This is a genomic window from Tardiphaga sp. 172_B4_N1_3, from assembly GCF_052076035.1.
Lineage (GTDB): Bacteria > Pseudomonadota > Alphaproteobacteria > Rhizobiales > Xanthobacteraceae > Tardiphaga > Tardiphaga robiniae.
Genome location: NZ_CP197238.1, coordinates 5088435 through 5112199, shown reverse-complemented (window position 1 = coordinate 5112199; position 23765 = coordinate 5088435). Strand labels below are relative to the sequence as shown.

At 62.4% G+C, this 23765-nt stretch carries 21 protein-coding genes and 1 riboswitch; of the genes, 13 read left to right on the top strand and 8 right to left on the bottom strand.

Features of this window, described 5'->3' with window-relative positions:
• Window positions 1–86 precede the first annotated feature (86 nt).
• The 3 genes from AB7783_RS24250 to AB7783_RS24240 form a co-directional block, all read right to left on the bottom strand.
• The gene (locus tag AB7783_RS24250; protein ID WP_441278993.1) at window positions 87–1568 is read right to left on the bottom strand and encodes a M20 family peptidase; all 1482 of its coding nucleotides are present in this window, start codon (window positions 1566–1568) and stop codon (window positions 87–89) included.
• Between the two features lie 31 nt (window positions 1569–1599).
• On the bottom strand, window positions 1600–2154 hold the full coding sequence (ppa, locus tag AB7783_RS24245) for an inorganic diphosphatase (protein ID WP_184512715.1): 555 nt from the start codon (window positions 2152–2154) through the stop codon (window positions 1600–1602).
• 103 nt (window positions 2155–2257) lie between these two features.
• The gene (locus AB7783_RS24240) at window positions 2258–2767 is read right to left on the bottom strand and encodes a GNAT family N-acetyltransferase (protein WP_068737851.1); all 510 of its coding nucleotides are present in this window, start codon (window positions 2765–2767) and stop codon (window positions 2258–2260) included.
• A gap of 279 nt (window positions 2768–3046) precedes the next feature.
• On the opposite strand from AB7783_RS24240, the gene AB7783_RS24235 reads away from it, so the two are divergent.
• Window positions 3047–3931 (top strand): alpha/beta hydrolase family protein, encoded by an 885-nt coding sequence (locus AB7783_RS24235; RefSeq protein WP_441278992.1) that lies wholly within the window; start codon window positions 3047–3049, stop codon window positions 3929–3931.
• A gap of 34 nt (window positions 3932–3965) precedes the next feature.
• Entirely contained in the window at window positions 3966–4376 is a 411-nt protein-coding gene (locus AB7783_RS24230; RefSeq protein ID WP_439078940.1) for a thiol-disulfide oxidoreductase DCC family protein, read from the top strand.
• 8 nt (window positions 4377–4384) lie between these two features.
• On the opposite strand, the gene AB7783_RS24225 is transcribed toward AB7783_RS24230, so the two are convergent.
• Window positions 4385–5638, bottom strand: coding sequence for a flavin monoamine oxidase family protein (locus AB7783_RS24225; RefSeq protein WP_441278991.1), 1254 nt, complete (start codon window positions 5636–5638; stop codon window positions 4385–4387).
• Between the two features lie 93 nt (window positions 5639–5731).
• Between AB7783_RS24225 and maiA the strand changes: the two genes are divergently transcribed.
• Window positions 5732–6397, top strand: a complete 666-nt coding sequence (gene maiA / locus AB7783_RS24220; protein WP_231078520.1) for a maleylacetoacetate isomerase — start codon at window positions 5732–5734, stop codon at window positions 6395–6397.
• Between the two features lie 193 nt (window positions 6398–6590).
• On the opposite strand, the gene typA is transcribed toward maiA, so the two are convergent.
• Together typA and AB7783_RS24210 are read right to left on the bottom strand one after the other, a co-directional pair.
• The gene (typA, locus tag AB7783_RS24215; protein ID WP_089266528.1) at window positions 6591–8414 is read right to left on the bottom strand and encodes a translational GTPase TypA; all 1824 of its coding nucleotides are present in this window, start codon (window positions 8412–8414) and stop codon (window positions 6591–6593) included.
• Window positions 8415–8646: 232 nt separating this feature from the next.
• Window positions 8647–10200, bottom strand: coding sequence for an alkaline phosphatase D family protein (locus AB7783_RS24210; protein WP_441278990.1), 1554 nt, complete (start codon window positions 10198–10200; stop codon window positions 8647–8649).
• Between the two features lie 144 nt (window positions 10201–10344).
• Window positions 10345–10533: riboswitch (cobalamin riboswitch) on the top strand.
• Between the two features lie 175 nt (window positions 10534–10708).
• Here AB7783_RS24210 and AB7783_RS24205 point away from each other — a divergent pair.
• Both AB7783_RS24205 and AB7783_RS24200 read left to right on the top strand, forming a co-directional pair.
• Window positions 10709–12922, top strand: coding sequence for a TonB-dependent receptor (locus tag AB7783_RS24205; RefSeq protein WP_441278989.1), 2214 nt, complete (start codon window positions 10709–10711; stop codon window positions 12920–12922).
• 2 nt (window positions 12923–12924) lie between these two features.
• Window positions 12925–14373: a PepSY domain-containing protein gene (locus AB7783_RS24200; protein ID WP_441278988.1), complete on the top strand. Its 1449-nt coding sequence runs from the start codon at window positions 12925–12927 to the stop codon at window positions 14371–14373.
• Between the two features lie 60 nt (window positions 14374–14433).
• On the opposite strand, the gene AB7783_RS24195 is transcribed toward AB7783_RS24200, so the two are convergent.
• Window positions 14434–15852 (bottom strand): TAXI family TRAP transporter solute-binding subunit, encoded by a 1419-nt coding sequence (locus AB7783_RS24195; protein WP_089266522.1) that lies wholly within the window; start codon window positions 15850–15852, stop codon window positions 14434–14436.
• Window positions 15853–16052: 200 nt separating this feature from the next.
• Between AB7783_RS24195 and AB7783_RS24190 the strand changes: the two genes are divergently transcribed.
• Both AB7783_RS24190 and AB7783_RS24185 read left to right on the top strand, forming a co-directional pair.
• A complete protein-coding gene (locus AB7783_RS24190; protein ID WP_338117629.1) occupies window positions 16053–16376 on the top strand; it encodes a 4a-hydroxytetrahydrobiopterin dehydratase in 324 nt (107 codons plus the stop codon).
• A gap of 81 nt (window positions 16377–16457) precedes the next feature.
• On the top strand, window positions 16458–16841 hold the full coding sequence (locus AB7783_RS24185; protein ID WP_120287796.1) for a YkvA family protein: 384 nt from the start codon (window positions 16458–16460) through the stop codon (window positions 16839–16841).
• Window positions 16842–16862: 21 nt separating this feature from the next.
• On the opposite strand, the gene AB7783_RS24180 is transcribed toward AB7783_RS24185, so the two are convergent.
• Window positions 16863–17837 (bottom strand): NADPH:quinone oxidoreductase family protein, encoded by a 975-nt coding sequence (locus AB7783_RS24180; RefSeq protein WP_089266519.1) that lies wholly within the window; start codon window positions 17835–17837, stop codon window positions 16863–16865.
• 119 nt (window positions 17838–17956) lie between these two features.
• Here AB7783_RS24180 and AB7783_RS24175 point away from each other — a divergent pair, with 119 nt between their 5' ends.
• From AB7783_RS24175 to argG, 6 genes are all read left to right on the top strand, one after another.
• Entirely contained in the window at window positions 17957–18796 is an 840-nt protein-coding gene (locus tag AB7783_RS24175; RefSeq protein ID WP_441278987.1) for an SDR family oxidoreductase, read from the top strand.
• Between the two features lie 202 nt (window positions 18797–18998).
• Complete coding sequence (locus AB7783_RS24170) at window positions 18999–19619, top strand: invasion associated locus B family protein (protein ID WP_120287794.1); 621 nt, start codon at window positions 18999–19001, stop codon at window positions 19617–19619.
• Between the two features lie 203 nt (window positions 19620–19822).
• Window positions 19823–21001 carry a 23S rRNA (adenine(2503)-C(2))-methyltransferase RlmN gene (gene rlmN, locus AB7783_RS24165; protein WP_089266898.1) on the top strand — a complete coding sequence of 393 codons (1179 nt, stop codon included), beginning with the start codon at window positions 19823–19825 and terminating at the stop codon, window positions 20999–21001.
• Window positions 21002–21003: 2 nt separating this feature from the next.
• On the top strand, window positions 21004–21480 hold the full coding sequence (locus AB7783_RS24160) for a hypothetical protein (protein ID WP_441278986.1): 477 nt from the start codon (window positions 21004–21006) through the stop codon (window positions 21478–21480).
• 45 nt (window positions 21481–21525) lie between these two features.
• Window positions 21526–22326, top strand: a complete 801-nt coding sequence (locus tag AB7783_RS24155; RefSeq protein WP_441278985.1) for a phosphatase PAP2 family protein — start codon at window positions 21526–21528, stop codon at window positions 22324–22326.
• Window positions 22327–22409: 83 nt separating this feature from the next.
• A complete protein-coding gene (argG, locus tag AB7783_RS24150; protein ID WP_441278984.1) occupies window positions 22410–23747 on the top strand; it encodes an argininosuccinate synthase in 1338 nt (445 codons plus the stop codon).
• The last annotated feature ends 18 nt before the right edge of the window (window positions 23748–23765 follow it).

Below are 23765 nucleotides of genomic sequence, written 5' to 3'. Positions count from 1 at the left end.
GCCTTGCGACGAAGCAATCCAGTTCTTGGCTTTCTGGATTGCTTCGCTGCGCTCGCAATGACGGCTGAGGGGTCGACGCAGAACTCTTACTTCGCCGTATTCTCGATCAGCCGCCGATAAAACCGGATCATGTCTGCGTAGTTCGCGACGCTCAGCCGCTCATTGGTGCCGTGGAAGCGCTTGAGATCTTCCGATGTCGCGCGCACCGGCGAGAAGCGGAAGATGTTGTCGGTGACATCCGTGTAGTGCCGCGAATCCGTTGCCGCGACCATCAGGCCTGGCGCCACCAGCGCATCCGGGAAAATCTCGCGAATGGTCTGATTGAGCGCGCGATAGGACGAGCTCGCCGTGCCGGTCACCGGAGGCGGATCGGTATTGCCGGGGAACGGCGCGATGGAAATCCTGTCGTTGCTGACCGCGCTGCGCACATGTTCGGTGACGCTAGCCTGGGTGTCGCCGGGCAACAGCCGGAAATTCACCGTGGCCTCCGCATTGCCCGGCAGCACATTGTCCTGCTCGCCGGCCTTGAAGATCGTCAGCGCCGTGGTCGTGCGCACCGTTGCCTCGGTCGGACCGCTTTTCTCGAATTCGCGCAACAGCAGCGGCTTGAACAGCCACAGATTGGACAGCACCACGCGGTTGAAGCCGCTCATCTCCGGCGCGATCGTGTCGAACATCTCGCCGACGGTGCCGCGGATCTGCATCGGCAGACGCTTGCTTTCGAGCTGGGTCAGCGCCGCGCTCATCATGCCGATGGCGGTTTCGCGCGGCGGCATCGACGAATGACCGGGCGTGCCATGCGCCGTCAGCACCAGCGTCGCATAGCCCTTCTCGGCCACGCCGATCAGCGCCATCGGTTTGTCGAGACCCTTGAGAATCCCCTCGGTGATCAGCAGCCCCTCGTCGAGTACGAAATCGATCTTCACGCCGCGCGATTTCAGCAACGCCGCGATGGCCCGCGCGCCGCGCATGCCGGACACTTCCTCGTCATGGCCGAAGGCGAAATAGATCGTTCGCTTCGGCTTGAAGCCCGCCTTCGCCATCACGTCGGCAGCCTCGAGGATTGAATACAGATTGCCCTTGTCGTCCCAGGAGCCACGGCCCCAGATGAAGCCATCGGCGACGACGCCCTTGAATGGCGGCTGCTGCCAGTCTTTCTCGGTGCCCGGTGCGACGGGCACGACATCCTGATGCGCCAGCAGCGCAATCGGCTTCAAGGCGGGATCGCTGCCTTCCCATGTGTAAAGCAGACTGTAGTTGCCGACGAGTTCGCGCTTCGCCACGGCATGGAAGGCCGGGAAGCTCGCCACCAGATGCGCCTGCATCGCGCGTAGCGGTTCGGCGGCCTGATCGGGATTGAGAAAATTGGAGATGGTCGGAAAGCGGATCGCCTCTGCAAGGCGCTCTGCGGCCGCCTGCTCATCAACCGGCGCCTTTGCCGCCGCGGTCACCTGAAGCTGCCGCGATCCCCCGCTGAATGTCTTGACGAGCACGATGCCCGCGAGCAGCAAAACGGCCGCGATGACGATCAGCGCGGCCGTTCGGAGCAGTTTGATCCATCGGCGCATCGGAAGTCCCCTTCTGCTACGCCGGTCTCTGTTACTTGGTCTTGGCGGCCGATTCTTTTGCAGATTTGGCGCGCTCGACGCCTTCCATGATCAGGCGCTGTGCATCGGCGGCATCGCCCCAGCGCACCACCTTGACCCACTTGCCGGGCTCAAGATCCTTGTAGTGCTCGAAGAAGTGCTGGATCTGCTGCAGCGTGATCTCAGGCAGATCGCTGTAGTTCTTCACCTTGTCGTAGCGCTGGGTCAGCTTCGAGGTCGGCACGGCGATGATCTTCTCATCGAGGCCGCCTTCGTCTTCCATCAACAGCACGCCGACGGGACGCACGCTCATCACGGCGCCCGGCACGATGGCGCGGGTGTTGGCGATCAGCACGTCGCAGGGATCGCCGTCGCCGGACAGAGTGTGGGGGATGAAGCCGTAATTGCCCGGGTAACGCATCGGGGTGTAGAGGAAGCGATCGACGAACAGGGCGCCGGATTCCTTGTCCATCTCGTATTTGATGGGCTCGCCGCCCACCTGGACCTCGATCACGACGTTCACTTCATGCGGCGCCTTGGCGCCGAGCGGGATTGCGTCAAGACGCATCAAACACTCCAGATTTCATAGGACACGTTGCGACAGGCGTAGCCGAGCGAGAGCCCGGATTCAACGCCTGCGAGACCAGAAAATCATGAACCGGCTTAATGGCTTAATTCGTCCAGGCGAATGCCACTTTATCGAGCGATTTTGCGCCGAAACGCTCCGAGGAACGGGCCACCATGCGGCCACCCAGAGCGCGGTAGAACTCCGTGGCGCCCTCATTGTCCGACAGCGCCCAGATCACCATGCTCTTCAGCCCGCTCTGCACAAGATCGCGCTTGGCGGAGGCGAACAGCCGGCGGCCGAAGCCGAGGCCCTGGAATTCCGGACGCAGGTAAAGTTCGTAAATCTCGCCTTCGAACTGCAGGCTGCGGGCGCGGTTACGACCGTAATTGGCGTAGCCAGCGACCTTGTCGCCGAAGCACAAAACGCTGACGCGGCTGCCTTTGCGGATCGCGGAATCCCACCAGCCGGGACCGCGGCGATTGATCAGCTTTTCCAATTCGGGGCCCGGGATGAGACCTTGATAGGCCGCGCGCCAGGCTTCGTCATGGGTGGACGCCACCGCGGCTGCATCCGCAGCTTTGGCCGGCCGAACCTCGATCAGGGTTGTGCTCATGGAGGGATCAAAGCAAGTCGGCGGGCGCTCTTCAAGGTCCATCGTTAATTATCGGTTAACGTGTGGATTTTCAGCATCAGTTTACCGAAAGAGTTGTATCGAAAAAGGACAGAGCTGCATCCAATGCGCGCCGAACGCCATGTTTTCCACTGCTGGCACGTATCGCGCGAGTCGTGTCGCAGTTGCACACGCGTATCGATGTGCACAACTGCATCGATGTGATTCGCGGCGTGTAGAGTTCGACAGGCATTGCGTCCGCACGAAAGTCCCTGAGCGCTCATGAAACACGTCCAAGCGCTTTGCCTGCTGGCTGCATTGCTCGGAAGCGCCGCTACTCTCGCAGCCCAGACATCAGGCGCGCAGGCCCCGGAAGAAGCGCCGCATCGCCGGCAGGTCTGGTCGGTAGCGTCGCCCGATCCAAATACCAGTTCCCGCGCGGTGCTATTCCGCCCACCCGGCAATGGCCCGTTCCCGCTCGCTGTCATTGCGCATGCCACCACGCAGAATGCGCTGCGCCGCGCGCAGATGCCGCAACCGGAATATCGCGCACTGGCCTCCTGGTTTGTCAGGCGAGGCTACGCCGTGCTGGTGCCGGAGCGTCCCGGCCATGGCGCGACCGGCGGACGCTATCTGGAAGACCAGGGCGGCTGCGACAATGCCGACTATCTCGGCGCCGGCCGCGCCACGGCGGATAGTATCGCCGCAGCGATGACTGACATTCGCAAACAACCCTTCATTCGCAGCGACGGCACGATCGTCGTCGGCCATTCCGCGGGCGGCTGGGGCGCGCTCGCCATGGCCGGCGCCAATCCGCAAGGCGTCAGAGCGATCATTGCCTTTGCCCCCGGACGCGGCGGCCATGCCAATGACCGACCGAATGACGTCTGCGCGCCGCAGCGCCTGATCGCCGCTGCCACAGCCTTCGGCAAGACGGCGCACGTGCCTGTGATCTGGCTCGTCGCGCGCAATGACAGCTATTTTTCGCCGGACTTGTCACGCCAGCTGGCGGATGCGTTTCGCAAGGGTGGCGCCAGGGTCGATGTCCACGAGCTGCCGGACTTCCAGAGCGAAGGCCACTGGCTTGCGGAGAGCGACGGCGGTAACGACATCTATGGCGCCACGCTGGACAAGGCGTTGAAGGCAATCACGGCGAGGAAGCGATGACGCGCAAACCTGCGCAACCGGAATGGACAGTGCAGTGACCGAGCCCTGGCCCGATGACAATGTCATCCTTTATGACGGCGTCTGTATCTTCTGCTCGCGCTGGATCCAGTTCGTCGCCAAACGCGACACCGATCACCGCTTTCGTTTCACCCCGATCCAGTCCGACTATGGCAGCCGCCTCGCCCGCCATTTCGGCATCGATCCCGCCGATCCCGACACCAATGCGGTGATCCATGGCGGCGTGGCTTATGTCAGATCCGATGCGGCGCTGACGGTGTTGTCGACGCTGCCCGGCTGGCAGTGGGTGCGCGTGCTGTTCGCGGTGCCGAAGGCGCTGCGCAATCCGGTCTACAGCCTGATCGCAACGAACCGCTATCGCATCTTCGGAAAGACCGAGGCGTGTATCGTGCCGGATGCGGCGATGAGGGCGAGGGTGATGGAGTAAGCGAGCGTCTACGCTTTGCTCTGGTTGCCTGTAGCCATCACTTCCTTCGCCGCCCGCTCTCCACTCTCCCGCGCCCCATGCGCCGTCGAGAAGAAATTCGGCGATGTCGCTTCGCCGGCAAAGAACAGCCTGCCATCCACCGGCGCCGCGAGAACCGCGCGCGCATCGGCATGGCCGGGCCTTGCCGCCGAATAGGCGCCTTGCGCGAAGCGATCATGTCCCCAGCGGGATTCCGCGAGCGGCGTGAGCTTGCTGCGGATGTCCGAGCCGAGCAGCGCCACGATCTCGTCGATGCTTTGCGCGGCGAGTGCACCCTGGCCGGCGTCTTCCAGGTCGCGTGCGAACCTGCCCCCGAAGAAGCCGGCGATGCAGGGGCGGCCGGACGGGCGCAGATGAAAGCTGCCGACACCGGTGCGCATGGCGGCGCCGCGCAACCCGATATCGGACGGCCACTTCTCCGCGTCGGAGAGCGCCAGCATTACCTTGTTGTCGGCGCCGAGCGGCAGGCCCACGGCGGCCTCGACCTTGCCGGGCAACGGCGGCGTGAAGCGGATATTTTCATTGGCGATGAGATTGGTCGGCACGCAGACGATGACTTTCGCCGCGCTGAGCGTGCCGCGCGACGTCTCGATGCGGATGCGCGCACTGGAATGATCGATAACAGTGACTTCGGTGTTCAGCGCCACCGGACACGGCGCGCCATAGGCCGCAATCAGCGCGCCATAGCCATCGGGCAGGCGCCAGTTGATGTCCGTGTCCTCATAGGCATCCATGTCGTGCAGCGAGACGTGTTTGAGCTCGAAACCGTTGATATAGGTCGAGACCGCATCGATCATCGGATTCCATGGATTGCCGGGCTCGAGGCATGTCGCCGCCGGCGCATCGATCTCGTTTTCTGCGGCCTCCTCGGCGCGCTCATAGAACGCGTCGATCGCGGCGAAGAACTCATCGCGCTTCGCCTTTGAGAAGGCGACGTCATAAGCCTGATCGCGCCACGGCGGGCGCGACTTGTCGACGGCGAAGCCGAGCTCTTTCGCGATGCCGACGAAGTCATTCTTGTCGGCGGAGTGCAGCCATTCACAGCCCAGATCGAACGGAATGCCGGGGGCCGCCATGATCGTATGGGCACGGCCGCCGATCCGGTCGCGCGCTTCCAGCACGATCACGGAGAGCCCGGAACCTTCCAGCATACGCGCGGCGCCGAGGCCGGCAGCGCCGGCTCCGATGATGGCAACATCTACTTCGGAAGGCAGTCTGGTCATCGCGTCGGTATTCACAGCGGATGGGAAACGGGTGACAACGGGATAAAGGCTTGCTTGAATTATTCAAGCCACCGCTGCCCCCGGAGAAGATGCATGACAGCCCCACACGATTTCGAACTCTACGGCTTCTGGCGGACGTCCGCGACCTATCGCGTCCGCGTGGCGCTCAACCTGAAGGGATTGGAAGCGCACGAGCGCGTGATCGACCTCGACAAGGGCGAGCAGCGCGGCGACGCGTTCCTCAAGATCAATCCGCTCGGCGCGATTCCGGCCCTGATCGAGCCCGGCCACCTGCCGCTGACGCAGTCGCTGGCGATCCTGGAATTCCTCGACGAGATCCATCCGACCCCGCCGCTGCTGCCGAGCGATCCACACGGCCGCGCACGTGTGCGCTCGATCGCCGCGATGCTGGCCGCCGACACCCACCCGCTCATTACGCCGCGTGTGCGGAAATATCTCGCCATCACCGCCGGCTTTGACGATGCCGCAGTTCGCGCCTGGCTGGTGCACTGGTTCACCACGGGCCTCGTCGCCGTGGAGAATCGCCTCGCCAGCGAGCCCGCCACCGGCCGCTTCTGTCATGGCGACGAGGTGACCATCGCCGACATCTGTCTGCTCAGCATCACCGCAACCATGAAGGTGCTGAAGATCGAGATTGCAGGTATTCCAACCATCAATCGCATCGTCGCTACCTGCGAGGCGATGGACGCGTTTGCGAAGGCCGATCCGTTGAAGCAGGTGGGAGCGCCGGCAAATTGACTCCGCCCTCATCCTGAGGAGCCGCGCAGCGGCGTCTCGAAGGATGGCCACGAGCGTCGGCGCGACACCAACTCATGGTTCGAGACGGCACTGCGCGCCTCCTCACCATGAGGGGCGGAGTGAAGGCATCGCACCAAACAAAAATGCCCGGCTTTCGCCGGGCATTTCGTAACCAGTCAAAGAATGCTCTCGCTTACGCGATCACTTCCTTGGTCTTTTCGGCGCGCTTGCGGTCGTTGGCATCGAGATGCTTCTTGCGCAGGCGGATTGACTTCGGGGTGATCTCGACCAGCTCGTCGCTCTCGATATAGGCCAGCGCCTTTTCAAGGGTCATGCGGATCGGCGGCGTCAAACGCACCGCTTCGTCCTTCGACGTGGTGCGGATGTTGGAGAGCTGCTTGCCCTTGAGAACGTTGAGTTCGAGATCGTTCTCACGGGTGTGCTCGCCGATGATCATGCCCTTGTAGACCTTCCAGCCCGGCTCGATCATCATCGGGCCGCGATCTTCCAGCTTGAACATGGCATAGGCCACCGCTTCACCCTGGTCGTTGGAGATCAGCACGCCATTACGGCGGCCGGCGATCTCGCCCTTATAGGGCAGGTAGTCGTGGAACAGGCGGTTCATGATCGCGGTACCCTTGGTATCGGTCATGAGTTCGCCCTGATAGCCGATCAGGCCGCGGGTCGGCGCGTAGAACACCAGACGCAGGCGGTTGCCGCCCGACGGACGCATCTCGATCATCTCGGCCTTGCGTTCGCTCATCTTCTGAACGACCACGCCGGAGAATTCCTCATCGACGTCGATGACGACTTCCTCGACCGGCTCCAGCGTGTTGCCGTTTTCGTCCTTGGTGAGAACCACGCGCGGACGCGACACCGACAGTTCGAAGCCTTCGCGGCGCATGTTCTCGATCAGGATCGCGAGCTGCAATTCGCCGCGGCCCGACACTTCCATCGCGTCACGATCGGCGGATTCGACGACCTTGAGCGCGACATTGCCTTCGGCTTCGCGCAACAGGCGGTCGCGGATCAGGCGGCTAGTGACCTTGTCGCCTTCGGTGCCGGCGAGTGGCGAGTTGTTGACGATGAAGGACATCGACACGGTCGGCGGATCGATCGGCTGCGCCTGGATCGGAATTTCAACCGACGGATCGCAGAAGGTATCGGCGACAGTGCCCTTCGGCAGGCCGGCGATGGCAACGATGTCGCCGGCTTCGGCGAGTTCCACCGGCTGGCGCTCGAGGCCGCGGAAGGCCAGGATCTTGGTGATACGGCCGGTTTCGACGACCTTACCGTCACGCGACAGCACCTTGACAGCCTGGTTCGGCTTTACCGAGCCCGCCGAGATACGGCCGGTGATGATACGGCCGAGATAGGGGTTGGCTTCGAGGATGGTGCCGAGCATGCGGAACGCACCTTCTTCTACCACCGGCGGCGCGACATGCTTGATGACGAGATCGAACAGCGGCTTCATGCCGACGTCATGCGACGCATCCGGGCTGTCGGCCATCCAGCCGTTGCGGCCCGATCCGTACAGAATCGGGAAATCGAGCTGGTCGTCGGTGGCGTCGAGCGCTGCGAACAGGTCGAACACTTCGTTGACGACTTCGGTGATGCGGGCGTCCTGACGGTCGACCTTGTTGATGGCGACGATCGGCTTGAGGCCGAGCTTCAACGCCTTGCCGACCACGAACTTGGTCTGCGGCATCGGGCCTTCAGCGGCGTCGACGAGCACGATCACGCCATCGACCATCGACAGGATGCGTTCGACTTCGCCGCCGAAGTCAGCGTGGCCCGGGGTGTCGACGATGTTGATCTGGACTTCATCCCACAGCACCGAGGTGCACTTGGCGAGAATGGTGATGCCGCGCTCTTTTTCGATGTCGTTCGAATCCATCGCGCGTTCCTGGACGCGCTGATTGTCGCGATACGTGCCCGACTGCTGCAGCAGCTTGTCCACGAGAGTGGTTTTGCCGTGGTCAACGTGGGCGATGATAGCAATGTTGCGAAGGTTCATAGGTCTTCTTCTGGTTACGGTCTGGGTGCCCTTGAGCGGGTTCAACAAGACATGCTCGACAACAAAAGGCTTATGCCTTGCGCTCGAGCGCGTTCGATAACTGCCTCGTCTGAAAACGCGCTGGGGCAATCCCTCCAAAAGCAAACCCGGCCAGAAGGGGCCGGGTACTCGGACGCGTTGCGGCGCAATATAGGGGGAAATCGCCGAAAAACAATGCGAATCTGCCAAATGGTTAGCCCAATTTCGGGTCCAGAACCGTGGCCCAAAGGGCCATATCGGCCCGATCCCGCAGGGTAACGGTCATTTGGCCGCTTTGGCCGTCGATTTTGACGTGACCGAAGAACTGCATGCCGGCCGACGGGGGCAAATTCTGCTTATCGGGCCCCGGCGCCTTCACGAAACGGACCTCAGGACCGAAGGTATTGTCGAGCGCCGCCGGCCCGAAAGTTCCGGCGTGAAACGGGCCCGAAACGAACTCCCAGAACGGCTCGAAATCCTGAAACTGCGCCTTTTCCGGATTGTAGTAATGCGCCGCCGTGTAATGCACGTCGGCGGTCAGCCAGACCGTGTTGCGGATACCGGCCGATTTGATGAAGCGCAGGATATCGGCGATTTCCAGCTCGCGGCCCCGCACTGGTCCGTCGCCCTGCGCGATGGCCTCAGACCCGGTTTTGTCGGCGGCGTTGTCATAGACGACGAGGCCGATCGGCATATCCGAGGCGATGACCTTCCAGGTCGCCTTCGAGGCCATCAATGCGCGCTTCAGCCAGGCCATCTGCTCCGGACCGACGAAATACGCATCGGGACCATAGCTCTCCTGCAGGTTCGGGCCGTTGGGCCCACGATAGCTGCGCTCGTCCAGCATGAAGACATCGAGATGCGGGCCGTAATTCAGCGTACGATAGACGCGGCCAGGCTCGTTCGGATTGATCGAGATCGGATACATCTCGTGAAAGGCACGCGCACCGCGAGCCGCCAGCAGCGTGACGTCGCGCTCCTTGTAGGACGCGGGCAACTGCTTCGATGAAGACCAGTTGTTGGTGACCTCGTGATCGTCCCACTGGCCGAAGATCGGCACCTGCGCATTGAAGGCGCGGACATTATCGTCGAGCAGATTGTATTTGTGCGCGGCGCGGAATTCATCGAGCGTTTCGGCGACCTTCGCCTTCTCCGGCACCGTGATGGTGTTCTTCCAGATCGTGCCATCCGGCAATTTTGCTTCAGGCAGGATCGGGCCGTCGGCGTAGATCGTATCGCCGGAATGGATCAGGAAATCCGGATTATGCTTGCGCATGGTGGCATAGGTGACCATGCCGCCATCCTCGGCGTTGATGCCCCAGCCTTGGCCTGCGACATCGCCGCCCCAAACGAAAGACACATCGCGGCGATCAGCTGGCGCGGTGCGGAAGCGACCGATGACCGGCTCGCCAACGATGTCGGTATGCGAGAGATCGCGGAATTTGACGCGGTAGAAGATGTCCTGTCCCGCGGGCAGATTGTCGAGCAGCAGCTTCGCCGTGAAATCGGTTTCGGGCAGCGCCGCCATCGGCGGCAACATGCGCGCATTGCTGAAGGATTCGGTGGTGGCGACTTCCACCATCATCTGCGCCGGCCGATCCGCGCGCGACCAGATCTTGCCGCTGTTCGTCCCGACATCGCCGGACTGAATGCCATGTGACACCACCGGGCGATCGGCGGCGCGGCTGAGATAGGGCATCGCAAGGAAGCTTGCGCCTGCTGCGGCTGAGTGCGCGAGGAAGCGACGACGGGATAAACGTAGTGCCATGCGAACTCCTGATCCTGGCTCTGGCACCAGTGGCTCTAGGCAGATCGCTTGACGCTGCGATGACAGGTGATGCGCAATATCAACACCCGCCAAAGCAAGTTGCGAATGGCTGGCAGCTTGATTGACACATTTGGAAATTTCACCTTAACGTGAACGCGACGGTTCCCTTCGGGGATCAAAAGGGAATGCGGTGAGGGGATCCCCCGATTCCGCGGCTGCCCCCGCAACTGTAAGCGGCGAGCCTGCGCCAAGAGCCACTGGGTGTTCACCTGGGAAGGCGGCGACAGGCACTGACCCGCGAGCCAGGAGACCTGCCGCCAGTCGTGGTCACACGCGAGCACATTGGGCGGGGTGTCCTGGTGGAAGTCACACTGCCTGTTTGAAAGCGGCGGGGCGACTTGGTTTGCGGTGACGTGCCACGTAACCGCGAGTCCTGTTCATGACCTCCGTTTCTCCCGTTGCATTGAAGCGACATACTCCCTTTCTTTATTCTGTTGCTCTCTCCTGCTTGTTGTGTCCGAGCGAAAGCTGGTCGCAAACCTCACAGTCGAGCCAGACGCTCGATCCTGTTGTCGTTCAGCCGTCAGCGACACCTCAACGCGCACGCCGCGCCACGAACGGCAATGCATCGCGCGCTGCGCGCTCGCGGCAGCAGCGCAATGTCGCCGCCAATACCGGCGCGCCGGTTGCCACGCCGACAGGCCCCGTCTTCGCAGCGCCGACGCTCAACCTCACTGGCACCACATCCACCGGCAGCCGCCTCGGCCTGACGCGCCTGCAGACGCCGGCCAGCGTCGAGGTGATCTCCGCCGAGACCATGGCCGAACGCGGCCAGCAGAACGTGCTCGACGCGGTGACGCAGAACGCCACCGGCATCACCGCCATCGGAGATCCGGGCAATGGCGGCGTCGCCTACAGCACCCGCGGCTTCTCCGGCACGGATTCGGTGAAGATACTGCTCGATGGCACGCGGCTCTATGTCGGCGCGGGCACCGTGAACTTTCCGTTCGACACCTGGTCCACCGAGCGTATCGAGGTGCTGCGCGGTCCGGCCTCCGTGATGTTCGGCGAAGGCGCGGTCGGCGGCGCGATCAACATCATCTCGAAGATGCCATCATGGATTCCGCGCAATCAGGCCGAGATATCGCTCGACAGCAACATGGAACGCCGCATCGCCGTGGACAGCGGCGGTCCGATCAACAAGGACGTCGCCTATCGCATCACCGCCACCGGCAACATGTCGGACGGCTGGGTCGACCGCGGCAACAGCTCGAACATAGCGCTGCATGCTGCCGTGCAGGTCAAGCAGACCGAAGACGTGGTCTGGACGATCTCGACCGACTACGGCGATCGCCAGCCGATGCGCTATTTCGGCACGCCGTTGATCAACGGCCAGTTCGATCCGGCGCTGCGCTTCAAGAACTACAATGTAGGCGACAGCACCATCCGCTGGCAGGATAGCTGGAATCAGGTGAAGACCGAGTGGCAAGTGGCCGACGGCATCTCGATCCGCAACACGTTGTACTACCTGTACAGCAAGCGGCACTGGAAAGAGCTCGAAAATTATGCGTTCAATCCGGCCACCGGCCTGATCGACCGCAGCACCTATCTGGAAATCTTCCACGACCAGCAACAGATCGGCGACCGCTTCGACGCCACGTTCAAGGGCCATGTGCTCGGGATGGCCAACGAATTCGTCGCCGGTTTCGACGTCAACCGCATAGATTTCAAGCGCTCGACCAACTCGCCCTATGGTGGATCGTCGTCGGTCGACGCCATCAATTTCAATCCTGGCCTGTACTTCAGTCCCGATCCGCTCACGTCGGACTTCTCCAGCGTGACCAACCAGTACGCGGTGTTCGCCGAGAACCGGTTGTCGGTCACCGAGCAACTGTCCTTGATCGCCGGCGTTCGCCAGGACCAACCGACCGTCGAGCGGACCGACGTTCGCAATGCCGCCAACAGCTACAGCCGGGACTATTCTTCGACCAGTTGGCGCGCCGGTGTGGTCTACACACCGATCAAGGATCTGGCCTTTTACGGCCAGTATTCGGTCGCAGCCGATCCTGTGGGCGGCCTAATCACGGCGAGCAACGCCAACGCCAAATTCGATCTGGCCACCGGCAAACAGGTGGAGATCGGCGTCAAGCAGTCGTTCTGGGGCGGCCGTGGCGAGTGGACGCTGGCGGGCTATCAGATCGTCAAGAACAACCTGCTGACGCCGGACCGAACTGACCCGACACTGACACGGGTCGTGCAGGTGGGCCAGCAGTCTTCGCGTGGCATCGAGGCCTCGATCGGCGTCGCGCTCGATTATGGCTGGCGCGTCGACGCCAACACCGCGTTCGTGCGCGCGAAATATGACGATTTCATCCAGAACGTGGGCGGCATCGCTGTGAACTACGCCGGCAACGTGCCGTTCAACGTGCCGCAGAACGTCACCAACGTCTGGGCAACCTGGGCCTTTGCGGCGAACTGGTCGGCCAATGCCGGCTTCCAGATCGTCGGCAAAACGTATGCAGACAATGCAAACACGCTGGAGATGCCGAGCTACACACTGGTCAATGCGGGCCTGCAGTGGAAGCCGGACGTCAACACCACGGTGTCACTGCGCGTCTACAACCTGTTCGACAAGATCTATGCGACGTCGAGCTACAGCGACAATCAGTGGATGCTCGGCATGCCGCGCACGGCCCAGCTCGCCGTCAATGTGAAGTTCTGAGCTTGTCGCGCAAGCTGACACGCACACTCCGGCGGTGGCTGTATATCGGCCACCGCTGGGTCGGCATCGTCACCTGTCTCTTCTTCGCGATGTGGTTCATCTCCGGCGTGGTGATGATGTATGTCGCGTTTCCCGGCCTCTCCGATAAAGAGCGGCTGGCGGCATTGCCCGATATCGTCTGGGAGAAAGTGGCGCTCTCTCCCGACGAGGCGATGAAGAAGGCTGAGACCACGCACTATCCGCGTGAACTGCGATTGAACATGATCGCCGATGAGCCGGTGTATCGGTTGACTGGCTGGGACGGCAACCGGCAAACCATCTCCGCCGTCGATGGCCGCATGATCACTGACGTCTCCGAACAGCAGGCGCTTGCGGTTGCCGGGCATCATCCCGCAAGCAGGTCGCCCCGCCTCGAAGAAATCGTCGGTCGCGACCAGTGGAGTGTCACCGCACGCTATGATCCGCTGCGGCCGCTTTATCTCATCACCCTCGGCGACGACGCCGGCACCAAACTCTATGTCTCCTCACGCTCCGGCGAGATCGCACTCGATACCAACCGCACCGAACGCGTCTGGAACTGGCTCGGCTCGATCCCGCACTGGATCTATCCGACCGTGTTGCGCAAGGACGGCCCGCTGTGGCGGCTCGTCGTGCTTTGGATCTCCGGCATCTGTTTGATCGTCGGCGTTACCGGAATCTGGATCGGCATTCTGCGCGTGCGCCTCAAGCGGCGTTATGCGAGCGGCAACATCACGCCCTATCGCGGCTGGATGGCGTGGCATCACGTCACCGGACTGATCGCCGGGCTGTTCGTGCTGACCTGGATGTTCTCGGGCTGGCTGTCGCTCGATCCCGGCCGCGTTTTTGCCGACCGCAATACGCCACGTGAGGTATTGCAACCCTATGCCGGCCACGACGCGCCTGATATCGCTGCGGCCATTCGCGCACCGGCCGATAAGCCCGCGGTCGAAGCACGCTTCGTATGGATCGACGGCATGCCGCTGATGATCGTCGCGAAGCGCGACGGCACGAAGATGGCGATCAATCCGACAAGCGGCGAAATCGCAAGACTGCCGCAAGACCGCCTCTGGAACGCCGCAACAAAACTGCTTCCGGATTCGCGCCTCGAACGCCAGATAACCCTCGGAAAATACGACGCTTATTGGTACGCGCACCACAATGACCGCGAATTGCCGGTGTTACGCGCCAAATTCGATGACGACGCGCAAACCTGGTTTCACATCAGCCCGGTCACCGGCGACATTCTCAGCCGCGTCAACTCAAGCCGGCGTACCTATCGCTGGCTATTCAATGCGCTGCACAGTTTCGATTTTCAGTTGTTGTTGATGTATCGCCCGGCCTGGGACATCGTGGTGTGGCTGCTGTCGATTCTCGGCACCATCGTCTCGGTGAGCGGCGTCGTGATCGGCTGGCGCTATCTCAAACGCTAAAGCGTTTTCGAGCGAAGTGGTCCCGGTTCGCGTGAAGAAAACGCGTCAAAACGAAAGACTCTAGACCGCGAGCGGCCGCGGCGGCTGACGCAATTGCTCCGGCGGATTCATCGGCTCCGGCGGGATCATGCCGATCAGCGCCTTGCGGTCGGCGACGGCGTTGTGGAATTGCTCAAGCGCTATGTTGAAGGCTGTCAGCGTGCCTTCCTCGATGGCGCCGTGCTCGTAGCAATTCAGCGTATGACGTAGAATATCGTCAGCCTCCGCCTGCATCGTATCGAGCTCTTCGAGGGACTCGCTCTTGCGCGCGGCGGCAATCATGTCGAGCAGACGATCGCGCTCCGACACATTCACGTTGCGCTCGTCCTTCTTCAGATAGCTCGCGAACCAGGCGCCGATCGAGCCCATCGCCGAGAGCCCCATCAGGCTCCACCAGATGTAATCGCTGTAGCGATCAAGGAAGGTTTTTTCTTCGCCATCCACATAGGCGGCCGCGCCGGGATGCACAGGGATCACCGCATCCTTGTCGGTATCGGGCGTCTCGATCTTCGCCGCCAGCGGGAAATCGTTGATGATCTGCTGGCGGATCGCAAACAGCTGCCGCGTGAAGGCGGCGATGGTCACATCCGACAGGCTCTGCCGTGCCACGATGTGATGCGAGAAGCTGATGGTCTTGACGTCATCGTCCGGCCGCGCCGGCGCGCCGCCGAATGCGCCGGCAGGAATTTCCGATGATTCATACATCGGGAAATTCTGCGCGATGGCTTCTGCGGAATCGATCGCGAGGAAGGTCGGCGTGCCATCGCGGCTCGAGGCCTGGATCGCATCATTGGTGATCTTGCTGTTCACGGGACCGGCCGCAATGAACGCATCGACCTTCTGGTCCTTCACCGCCTCGGCCACTTCGGTGGTCGAGAACTGCACGATGGTGACCTTGGCGGGATCGACGCCGTATTGCCGCAGGATAATGTTGAGCAGGTTGACGTTGGCCTGCGTCTTGCCGATCACACCGACGCGGCGGCCGGCGAGCTGCGAGAATTTGGTGATCTTCGGGCCGGACTTCTTGCCCTTGGCGGCCGGCGGCACCCAGATCACAGCAACGTTCTTGCGCAGCGTGGCGACCGCGCGCGCATTCTTCGGCACTTCCAGATCGCCGCGGATGATCGCGAGATCGGCCTTGCCATCAGCAAGCGCCTTGGCGCTGGCAGTGGCACCTTCGGTGAGGATCGGTCGCAGCCGGACTGTATAGTGATCGCGCGAGAACGATTGCACCAGCGCCTGCACCACCTTGACGTCGTCGCTGTTCGGCGGACCGACGGCGATCCGCAGCGGTACCGGCTTCATGGCGAAGTAGTAAGCGCCTGCCACGGCTGCGACGATCGCCAGAGTCCCGGCCAGCGTGATCAGCGTCATCTTGCGCCGGATCGACCGCGGTGACGGCGGCCCTATCGGCCCGATAACATCGGGACCGTCTGCCATGGATCTGGAAAACAATCGCTTCAAATTCATCTGCGCCAAATGGGTTCGAGCGACAATGTAGCAAAGTTTCGGGTCGACGCGCCGTTCCACCGGCAGCATGGTTACCGACGGGCTTGGTTACTTTCCTGCATGCGCGGCATTTGCTGCCTTATTGTGGCATGGATCCCAACTGTGTCACCGGGCGTTAGAGTAAAGTTCAAGTGAAGCAGGAGGTTGGCATGGTGGAACGACTCTCGGCCGAGGCCCGCAAGGCGGCGCTCAAGGAGATCTCGGGCTGGAGCGAGGTTTCCGGGCGCGATGCCATCGCCCGGACCTTTACGTTCAAGGATTTCAACGAAGCCTTCGGTTTCATGGCGCGGGTCGCTCTGGTCGCCGAGAAGAGCGACCACCATCCGGAATGGCGCAATGTTTACAAGACAGTGGAGGTAGTACTGTCCACCCACGACGCCGATGGCGTCACCAAGCGCGACGTCGATCTGGCCAGGGCCATGAATACCATCGCCGGGCAACTCGGCCACTCCTGAGCGTTGCTGAATGTTGCGACGCCGGAGCCGGATCACCATTTACCGGAAAGGCTGCAAACTGCAGCCGTGAGGACATTGCCGATGGCAACCGACCACAGCGTGGGCTTCGAGCCAGCCGATGAACTGGCCAAAGACCGCGAAAGCGTACGCAAGCAGTTCTGGCACAAGCTCAAGCGACTGGCGGTCAAGCTGCCTTTCGCCGAAGACTTGCTGGCGGCTTACTACTGCGCCTTCGACCGGCAGACACCGCGCCATGTCCAGGCGGCGCTGCTCGGCGCCATCGCGTATTTCGTGCTGCCATTCGATTTCGTGCCGGACATGCTGCCCGTTCTGGGATTCACCGATGATGCCGCGGTGCTGGCCACCGCCTTGCGCATGGTGGCGAGCCACATCAACGAAGACCATCGCGCGGCTGCCAGAGCGGCCATCGCGCGTGGATTGGCGAAGGGTGAAACGGACGCGTAATCCGCGTCCGCCTCTTTAGTTTTATGGATGAAGGATCACTTTGCCCATGGCCTGACGGCCCGCCAGTACCTTCAACGCATCGGCTGTCTTGGCTAACGGGAAAGTCCTGTCGACATGGGATGAGATCTTCCCTTCGGCGGCCCACTTCACCAGCTTTTCCAGATTAGCGCGGTTCTTCTCGGGATTCTGCCGTACCCAGGCGCCCCAGAACACGCCGCGGATGTCGCAGCCTTTCAGCAGCGCGAGATTAAGCGGCATCTTCGGAATGTCGCCGGCGGCGAAGCCGATCACCAGGAAGCGGCCTTCCCAAGCGATAGCGCGCAGCGAGGCTTCGGCATATTTGCCGCCCACCGGATCGAAGATGATGTCGACACCCTTGCCGTCCGTCAGCTTCTTCAGACCTTCCTTCAGATCTTCGGTCGCGTAGTTCAGCCCAATATCCGCGCCGTGCTTCTTGGCGAATTCCAGCTTCTCGTCCGACGATGCGCAGGCGATGACCTTGAGACCCAAGAGCTTGCCGAGTTCGCAGGCCGCGAGCCCAGTGCCGCCCGCGGCGCCGAGCACGGCCAGCGTCTCGCCGGGCTTCGGGCTGGCGCGGTCTTCCAGCGCATGCAGCGCCGTGCCGTAAGTGATGATCACGCCGGCGGCGCGATCGAAATCGAGATTGTCGGGAATCTTCACGGCGGATGCCGCAGGCACCGCGATCTTTTCACGGGCGCCATTGTGGCCCACAGATGCGACCACACGGTCACCAACCTTGAAGCCGGTCACGCCGCTGCCGATGCTCTCGATCACACCAGCGACTTCCGCAGCCGGCGAGAACGGGAACGGCGGCTTGATCTGGTATTTGCCCTGGATCATCAGGATGTCGAAGAAATTCAGCGCCGCCGCCTTGATGGCGATAACGACCTGACCGTCACCGGCAACGGGATCATCGATATCGGCGAGAACGAGATCATCGGGTTCGCAGAATTGCGAGCAGAGAATGGCTTTCATCTGATCATCTGACCTTCGGCTTGAGACAGTTGAAGGGAGTCATGCCGGATTTGACGGCGCGCTACAATCTGATTCGAGAAAAGGTAATTCCGCCACGCGGCCAACCGAGGAACCGTCCCATGTTCGAGACAACGCTGCTCGCCAACAAGCGCATTCTGGTCACCGGCGGCGGTTCCGGCCTCGGTGCGTCCATGAGTCGCCGCTTTGCGGAGCTGGGTGCCGAGCTCATCATCTGCGGTCGCCGACTTGAACAGCTCGAACAAACTGCAGCACAACTGCGTACCGATCTCAGCGCCAAGGTCAGCACCTTCACCTGCGACATTCGTGACGCAGCGGCGGTCGAGGCGATGATGGAGACAATCTGGCGCGACGGGCCACTCGACGTCCTCGTCAACAATGCCGCGGCCACCTTCATCGCACAGAGCGAGCACCTCTCTGCCCGCGCCGCCGATGCGATCCTCGCACCGACGCTGCACGGCGCCATGTATTGCACCCTCGAAGCCGGACGGCGCTGGATCGCAGGACACCACAAGGGCGTCGTGCTGAGCATCCTCTCGACATCCACGATCACCGGGCGCGCCTTCACGGTGCCATCGGCGATGGCCAAATCTGGACTCCTTGCAATGACGAAGTCGCTCGCGGTGGAGTGGGGACCCAGAGGCATCCGCACCGTCGCGATCGCGCCCGGCCCGTTCCCCACCACCGGCGCGACCGGGCAGCTGCGGCCCGAGGGACGCGACAGCGGCCCTGCGGCGCAGAACCCGCTCGGCCGCGTCGGCGAACACAGCGAGCTCGCAAATCTCGCAAGCTTCCTGATTTCCGAGCAGGCCGGCTATATCAATGGCGAGATGGTGGTGCAGGATGGGGGCGCACACCTGCGCGCATCTGGCGCAGAGGATCTGCTGCAGTGGAGCGATGCGCAGTGGGCAGCGCAGCGTGCGGCGCGTACAAAAAACTGAGCAGAAAACTGAGGATGACTCCTGCGCCGTCAGCGCGCAGCAAGGCAAGGACTGCTATCCTTGCGGGAGTCGCGTCTGCCTTTTCAAGAAAGCGATTTGCGGATATGGCAGACATCGTGACGTCAGCGATTCCAGATCGTCTTGGTAAAGCCGTCTTGTTGCGAGCCATCTTCCAGTCACAATGATAGAGGATCGAGACTTGATGTCCGTGCGGCGATTCCTGACAGTTGTGTCGATGAGTGTAGCGATGGTCGGTATCTCCGATCTTGCGCAGGCGCAGAGCGCTGCATCGAAGGGCAAGGCCGCCGCACCGAAGGCAGCGCCCACACCGGCAAAGCCCGCAGCGGCGGCGCCGCCTGCTGCAGCGGGTGGCGCAGAGCCCACGCTGGTCGGACAGTTCGGCTCGTGGGGCGCCTACACCGCGACACCGAACGGCAAGAAAGTCTGCTTCGCGCTGGCCAAGCCGGCGTCGTCAAAGACCAATCCGGCGAACCGCCCGCGCGATCCCGCTTACGCCTTCGTCTCGACCCGCCCGGCCGAGAAGGTGACCAACGAAGTCTCGATCATGATCGGCTATCAGTTGAAGCCGGGCTCCGAGTCCACGCTGGAAGTCGGCGGCGCGCGCTATGCGATGTATACGCAGGGCGACGGGCTCTGGATCAAGAATGCCGCCGAAGAAGAGCGCATGGTGGAAGCCCTGCGCAAGGCGGCCGACGTGACCGTGAAGGGCGTCTCCGCCAAGGGCACCGAGACCACCGACACGTTTTCGCTGAAGGGCTTGGCCCAGGCGCTGGACCGGCTGGCGCAGGATTGCCGGCGGTAATTGCCGCCAAACACCGGCTAAATCCTTGTCGCCGTTAATATTGCCGCATTTCGCGCCTTTTCATTCGGGCGCGAAAAGCTTATTTGAGGTCGGCCTGTTTAAGGCCTGATTTCCCGCGACATCATAGATCGAACGCCATGACCCCCGTTTCAGCCGAGGCCGGCTCCGCCATCGACGCTTCCCGCGCATTGCCCGCGGGCGAGATGCCGCTGGAGAAGATCGCCACCGAGACCTATGTGCCGCTGGCCAAGCCGTCCCTGATCGGCCTGTCGCGCACGGAAATCGCGGAAAAGCTCGGTTCCATCGGCGTGGCGCCGGCCCAGCGCAAGATGCGGACGCAGCAGATCTGGCACTGGATGTATGTCCGGGGCGTCCAGACCTTCGCCGAAATGTCCAGTATTTCCAAAGGCATGCGCGAAGACCTCGAGAAGCATTTCACGGTGGCACGGCCCGAGGTCGTGGTCGAGCAGATCTCCAATGACGGCACCCGGAAATGGCTGCTGCGGCTGCCTTCAGGTACCGCCGGCGAGAAGGCCCACGAGGTCGAGTGCGTCTATATCCCCGAAACCGACCGCGGCACGCTCTGCGTCTCGTCGCAGGTCGGCTGCACCCTGAACTGCTCGTTCTGCCACACCGGTACCCAGCGGCTGGTCCGCAACCTGACGGCCGGCGAGATCGTCGGCCAGATCATGGTCGCCCGCGATCGTCTCAACGACTGGGCCGACCGTGAGACCCCAGACGGCAACCGCCGCGTCACCAATATCGTGATGATGGGCATGGGCGAGCCGCTCTACAATTTCGACGCGGTGCGTGACGCACTGCTGATTGTCTCGGACAATGAAGGCATCGGCATTTCGCGCCGGCGCATCACGCTGTCGACCTCCGGCGTGGTGCCGAACATCAAGCGCACCGGCGACGAGATCGGCGTCATGCTGGCGATCTCGCTGCATGCAGTACGCGATGAGCTGCGCAACGAGCTGGTGCCGCTCAACAAGAAATATCCACTCGAACAGCTGATGCAGGCCTGCCGCGATTATCCCGGCGCGTCCAACGCACGGCGCATCACCTTCGAATATGTGATGCTGAAAGGCGTCAACGACTCGCTCGAGGACGCCAAGCTGCTTGTGAAGATGCTCAAGGGTATCCACGCCAAGATCAATCTGATCCCGTTCAATCCGTGGCCCGGCACGCGCTACGAATGTTCGGACTGGGACCAGATCGAGAAGTTCTCCGAATATATCTTCAATGCCGGCTATTCCTCCCCGGTGCGCACGCCGCGCGGCCGCGACATTCTCGCGGCCTGCGGCCAGTTGAAGTCGGAGACCGAGAAACTGTCGGCGCGCGAGCGTCAGGCTTTGCGCGCGATGGCGATGACGGACTGACAATGGCGCTGATCGGCCGCCTGTTCGTCATCTTTCTCGGCTTCTGCGCCGCCTGTCTCGTTGGCGGCGCCATCGTGGTGTTCTCGATCCTGTTTCCGGAACTCAGCGCGCTCGATACCGGCGTCATCGACCCGAACACGATCAACATCCTGCTCGGCTTCGGCTTTATCTTCATCAGCGGCTTTGCGCTGATCCCGGCGATGCTCGTCGTCCTCATCACCGAGGCTTTCTATATTCGCAGCGTCATCGTCTATGCGCTCGGCGGCGCGGCGGTCGGGCTCGCCTGCTATCTCGGCCTGATCCCCTACGACCCTGCCACGACGAGTTTCGACGGCATCGTCCGCCGCCATCTCGAAGTCATGACCGGCGCGGGCATCATCGCGGGGCTGATCTACTGGGTGATCGCTGGCCGCAACGCTGGCGTCTGGCGGCAGCCACGGCGCGCGCCACCGCAGCCCGATGTCGCGGCCGGCCCCTAGTGCACTGCCTTTCCTTCAACTCCTGCCTCGGCTAAACCGCCCGCCATGAACCGGACCGGACTCCTCATCGCGCTTGGGCTGTTTGCCGTCATTGCCATTGTCTTCGGAATCTGGCCCGAACTCGACCTCAAGCTCGCGGCGCTGTTCTACGATCCTGAGACCAGACGCTTTCGCACGACGTCGCTGCCCTACGCGCAGTTCGCCCGCGATGCGGCGATGTGGATCGCATGGGCCTTTGTCGCGCCCTCGATCCTCGCGCTGATCGTGAAGCTGATCTGGCCGAACCGGCCACTGCTGGTGAAGGGCCGCACCATGGCCTTCCTGATCCTCACCATGCTGATGTCGGCCGGGATCCTGACCAATCTGACCTTCAAGACCTTCTGGGGCCGCCCGCGGCCGGTGATGGTCTCCGAATTCAACGGCCCCTGGCAGTTCAAGGCGTGGTGGGATCCGACCGGCCAATGCGGGCGCAATTGCTCGTTCTTCTCGGGTGAGGGCGCCACGGCCTTCTGGACCTACGCCCCCGCCGCGCTCGCGCCGCCGTCCGTGCGCCCCTACGCCTACGTGGCGGCCACTGTGTTCGGCATCGCCACCTCGGGCTGGCGGATGGCCTTCGGCGGCCATTTCTTTACCGACGTGACCATCGCCGGCCTCGTGTCGTTCCTGGTTATCTGGTTGATTCACGGATGGATTTACCGCTGGCCCTCGACCCGGATGACGGATGAGGACGTCGATCGCTGGCTGACCAGGATCGCCTGGCCCGGCTATCGCTGGCGGCTGCGCATGATCGGGCAGCAGCCAAAGCCGTCTTTCGTCAACCGGATCACCGAGCAGCACCACGATTGAGCGGCCTCAAGCGGATGCCGCGTTGACGCGCTTTGCCCGGCCGGGCTATCGCTGGCCGCAGAAATTGCCCGATTGGACGTTCCATGACCACGATCTTGAAGAGCCTGCCCAAGGGCAAAAACGTCGGCATCGCTTTCTCCGGCGGCCTAGACACGTCAGCGGCACTGCTCTGGATGAAGCAGAAGGGCGCCAAGGTCTTCGCCTATACCGCCAATCTCGGCCAGCCTGACGAAGCCGACTACGACGAGATTCCGCGCAAGGCGATGGAGTTCGGCGCCGAGAAGGCGCGCCTCGTCGATTGCCGCGCCCAGCTCGTCCATGAAGGCATCGCCGCGATTCAAGCCGGTGCCTTCCATGTCTCGACCGGCGGCATCGCCTATTTCAACACCACGCCGCTCGGGCGCGCCGTCACCGGCACGATGCTGGTCTCGGCCATGAAGGAAGACGGCGTCAATATCTGGGGCGATGGCTCGACCTATAAGGGCAACGATATCGAGCGGTTCTACCGCTACGGATTGCTGACCAATCCGGAGCTGAAGATCTACAAGCCCTGGCTCGACGATCAATTCATCGACGAACTGGGCGGCCGCGCCGAAATGTCGGCCTTCATGACCGCCCACGGCTTCGCCTACAAGATGAGCGCTGAGAAGGCGTATTCGACTGACAGCAACCTGCTCGGCGCCACCCATGAAGCCAAGGATCTCGAACAGCTCGACAGCGGCATCAAGATCGTCAACCCGATCATGGGCGTGCCGTTCTGGCGCGACGACTGCGCCGTCAAGGCCGAGAAGGTCGTGGTGCGGTTTGTGGATGGCCAGCCCGTTGCGCTGAACGGCCAGAGCTTCACCGATCCTGTCGCGCTGTTCCTCGAGGCCAATGTCATCGGCGGCCGCCACGGGCTCGGCATGAGCGACCAGATCGAGAACCGCATCATCGAGGCGAAGAGCCGCGGCATCTATGAAGCGCCCGGCATGGCGCTGCTGCACATCGCCTATGAGCGTCTCGTCACCGGCATCCACAACGAAGACACCATCGAGCAATATCGCATGAGCGGCATGAAGCTCGGCCGGCTGCTGTATCAGGGGCGCTGGTTCGATTCGCAAGCCTTGATGCTGCGCGAGACCGCGCAGCGCTGGGTGGCCCGCGCGATCACCGGCGAAGTCACGCTCGAACTGCGCCGCGGCAATGACTACTCGATCCTGAACACCGAGAGCCCGAACCTGACTTACGCGCCGGAGCGCCTGAGCATGGAGAAGGTCGAGGATGCGCCGTTTACGCCGGCAGATCGGATCGGCCAGCTCACCATGCGCAACCTCGACATCACCGATACCCGCGCCAAGCTGGATCTGTATTCGAAGACGGGTCTGTTGAGCGCCGGCGAAGGCTCGAACATTCCGAAGCTGGACAGCGACAAGAGCTGACGACCGTGGCGTTGTGAC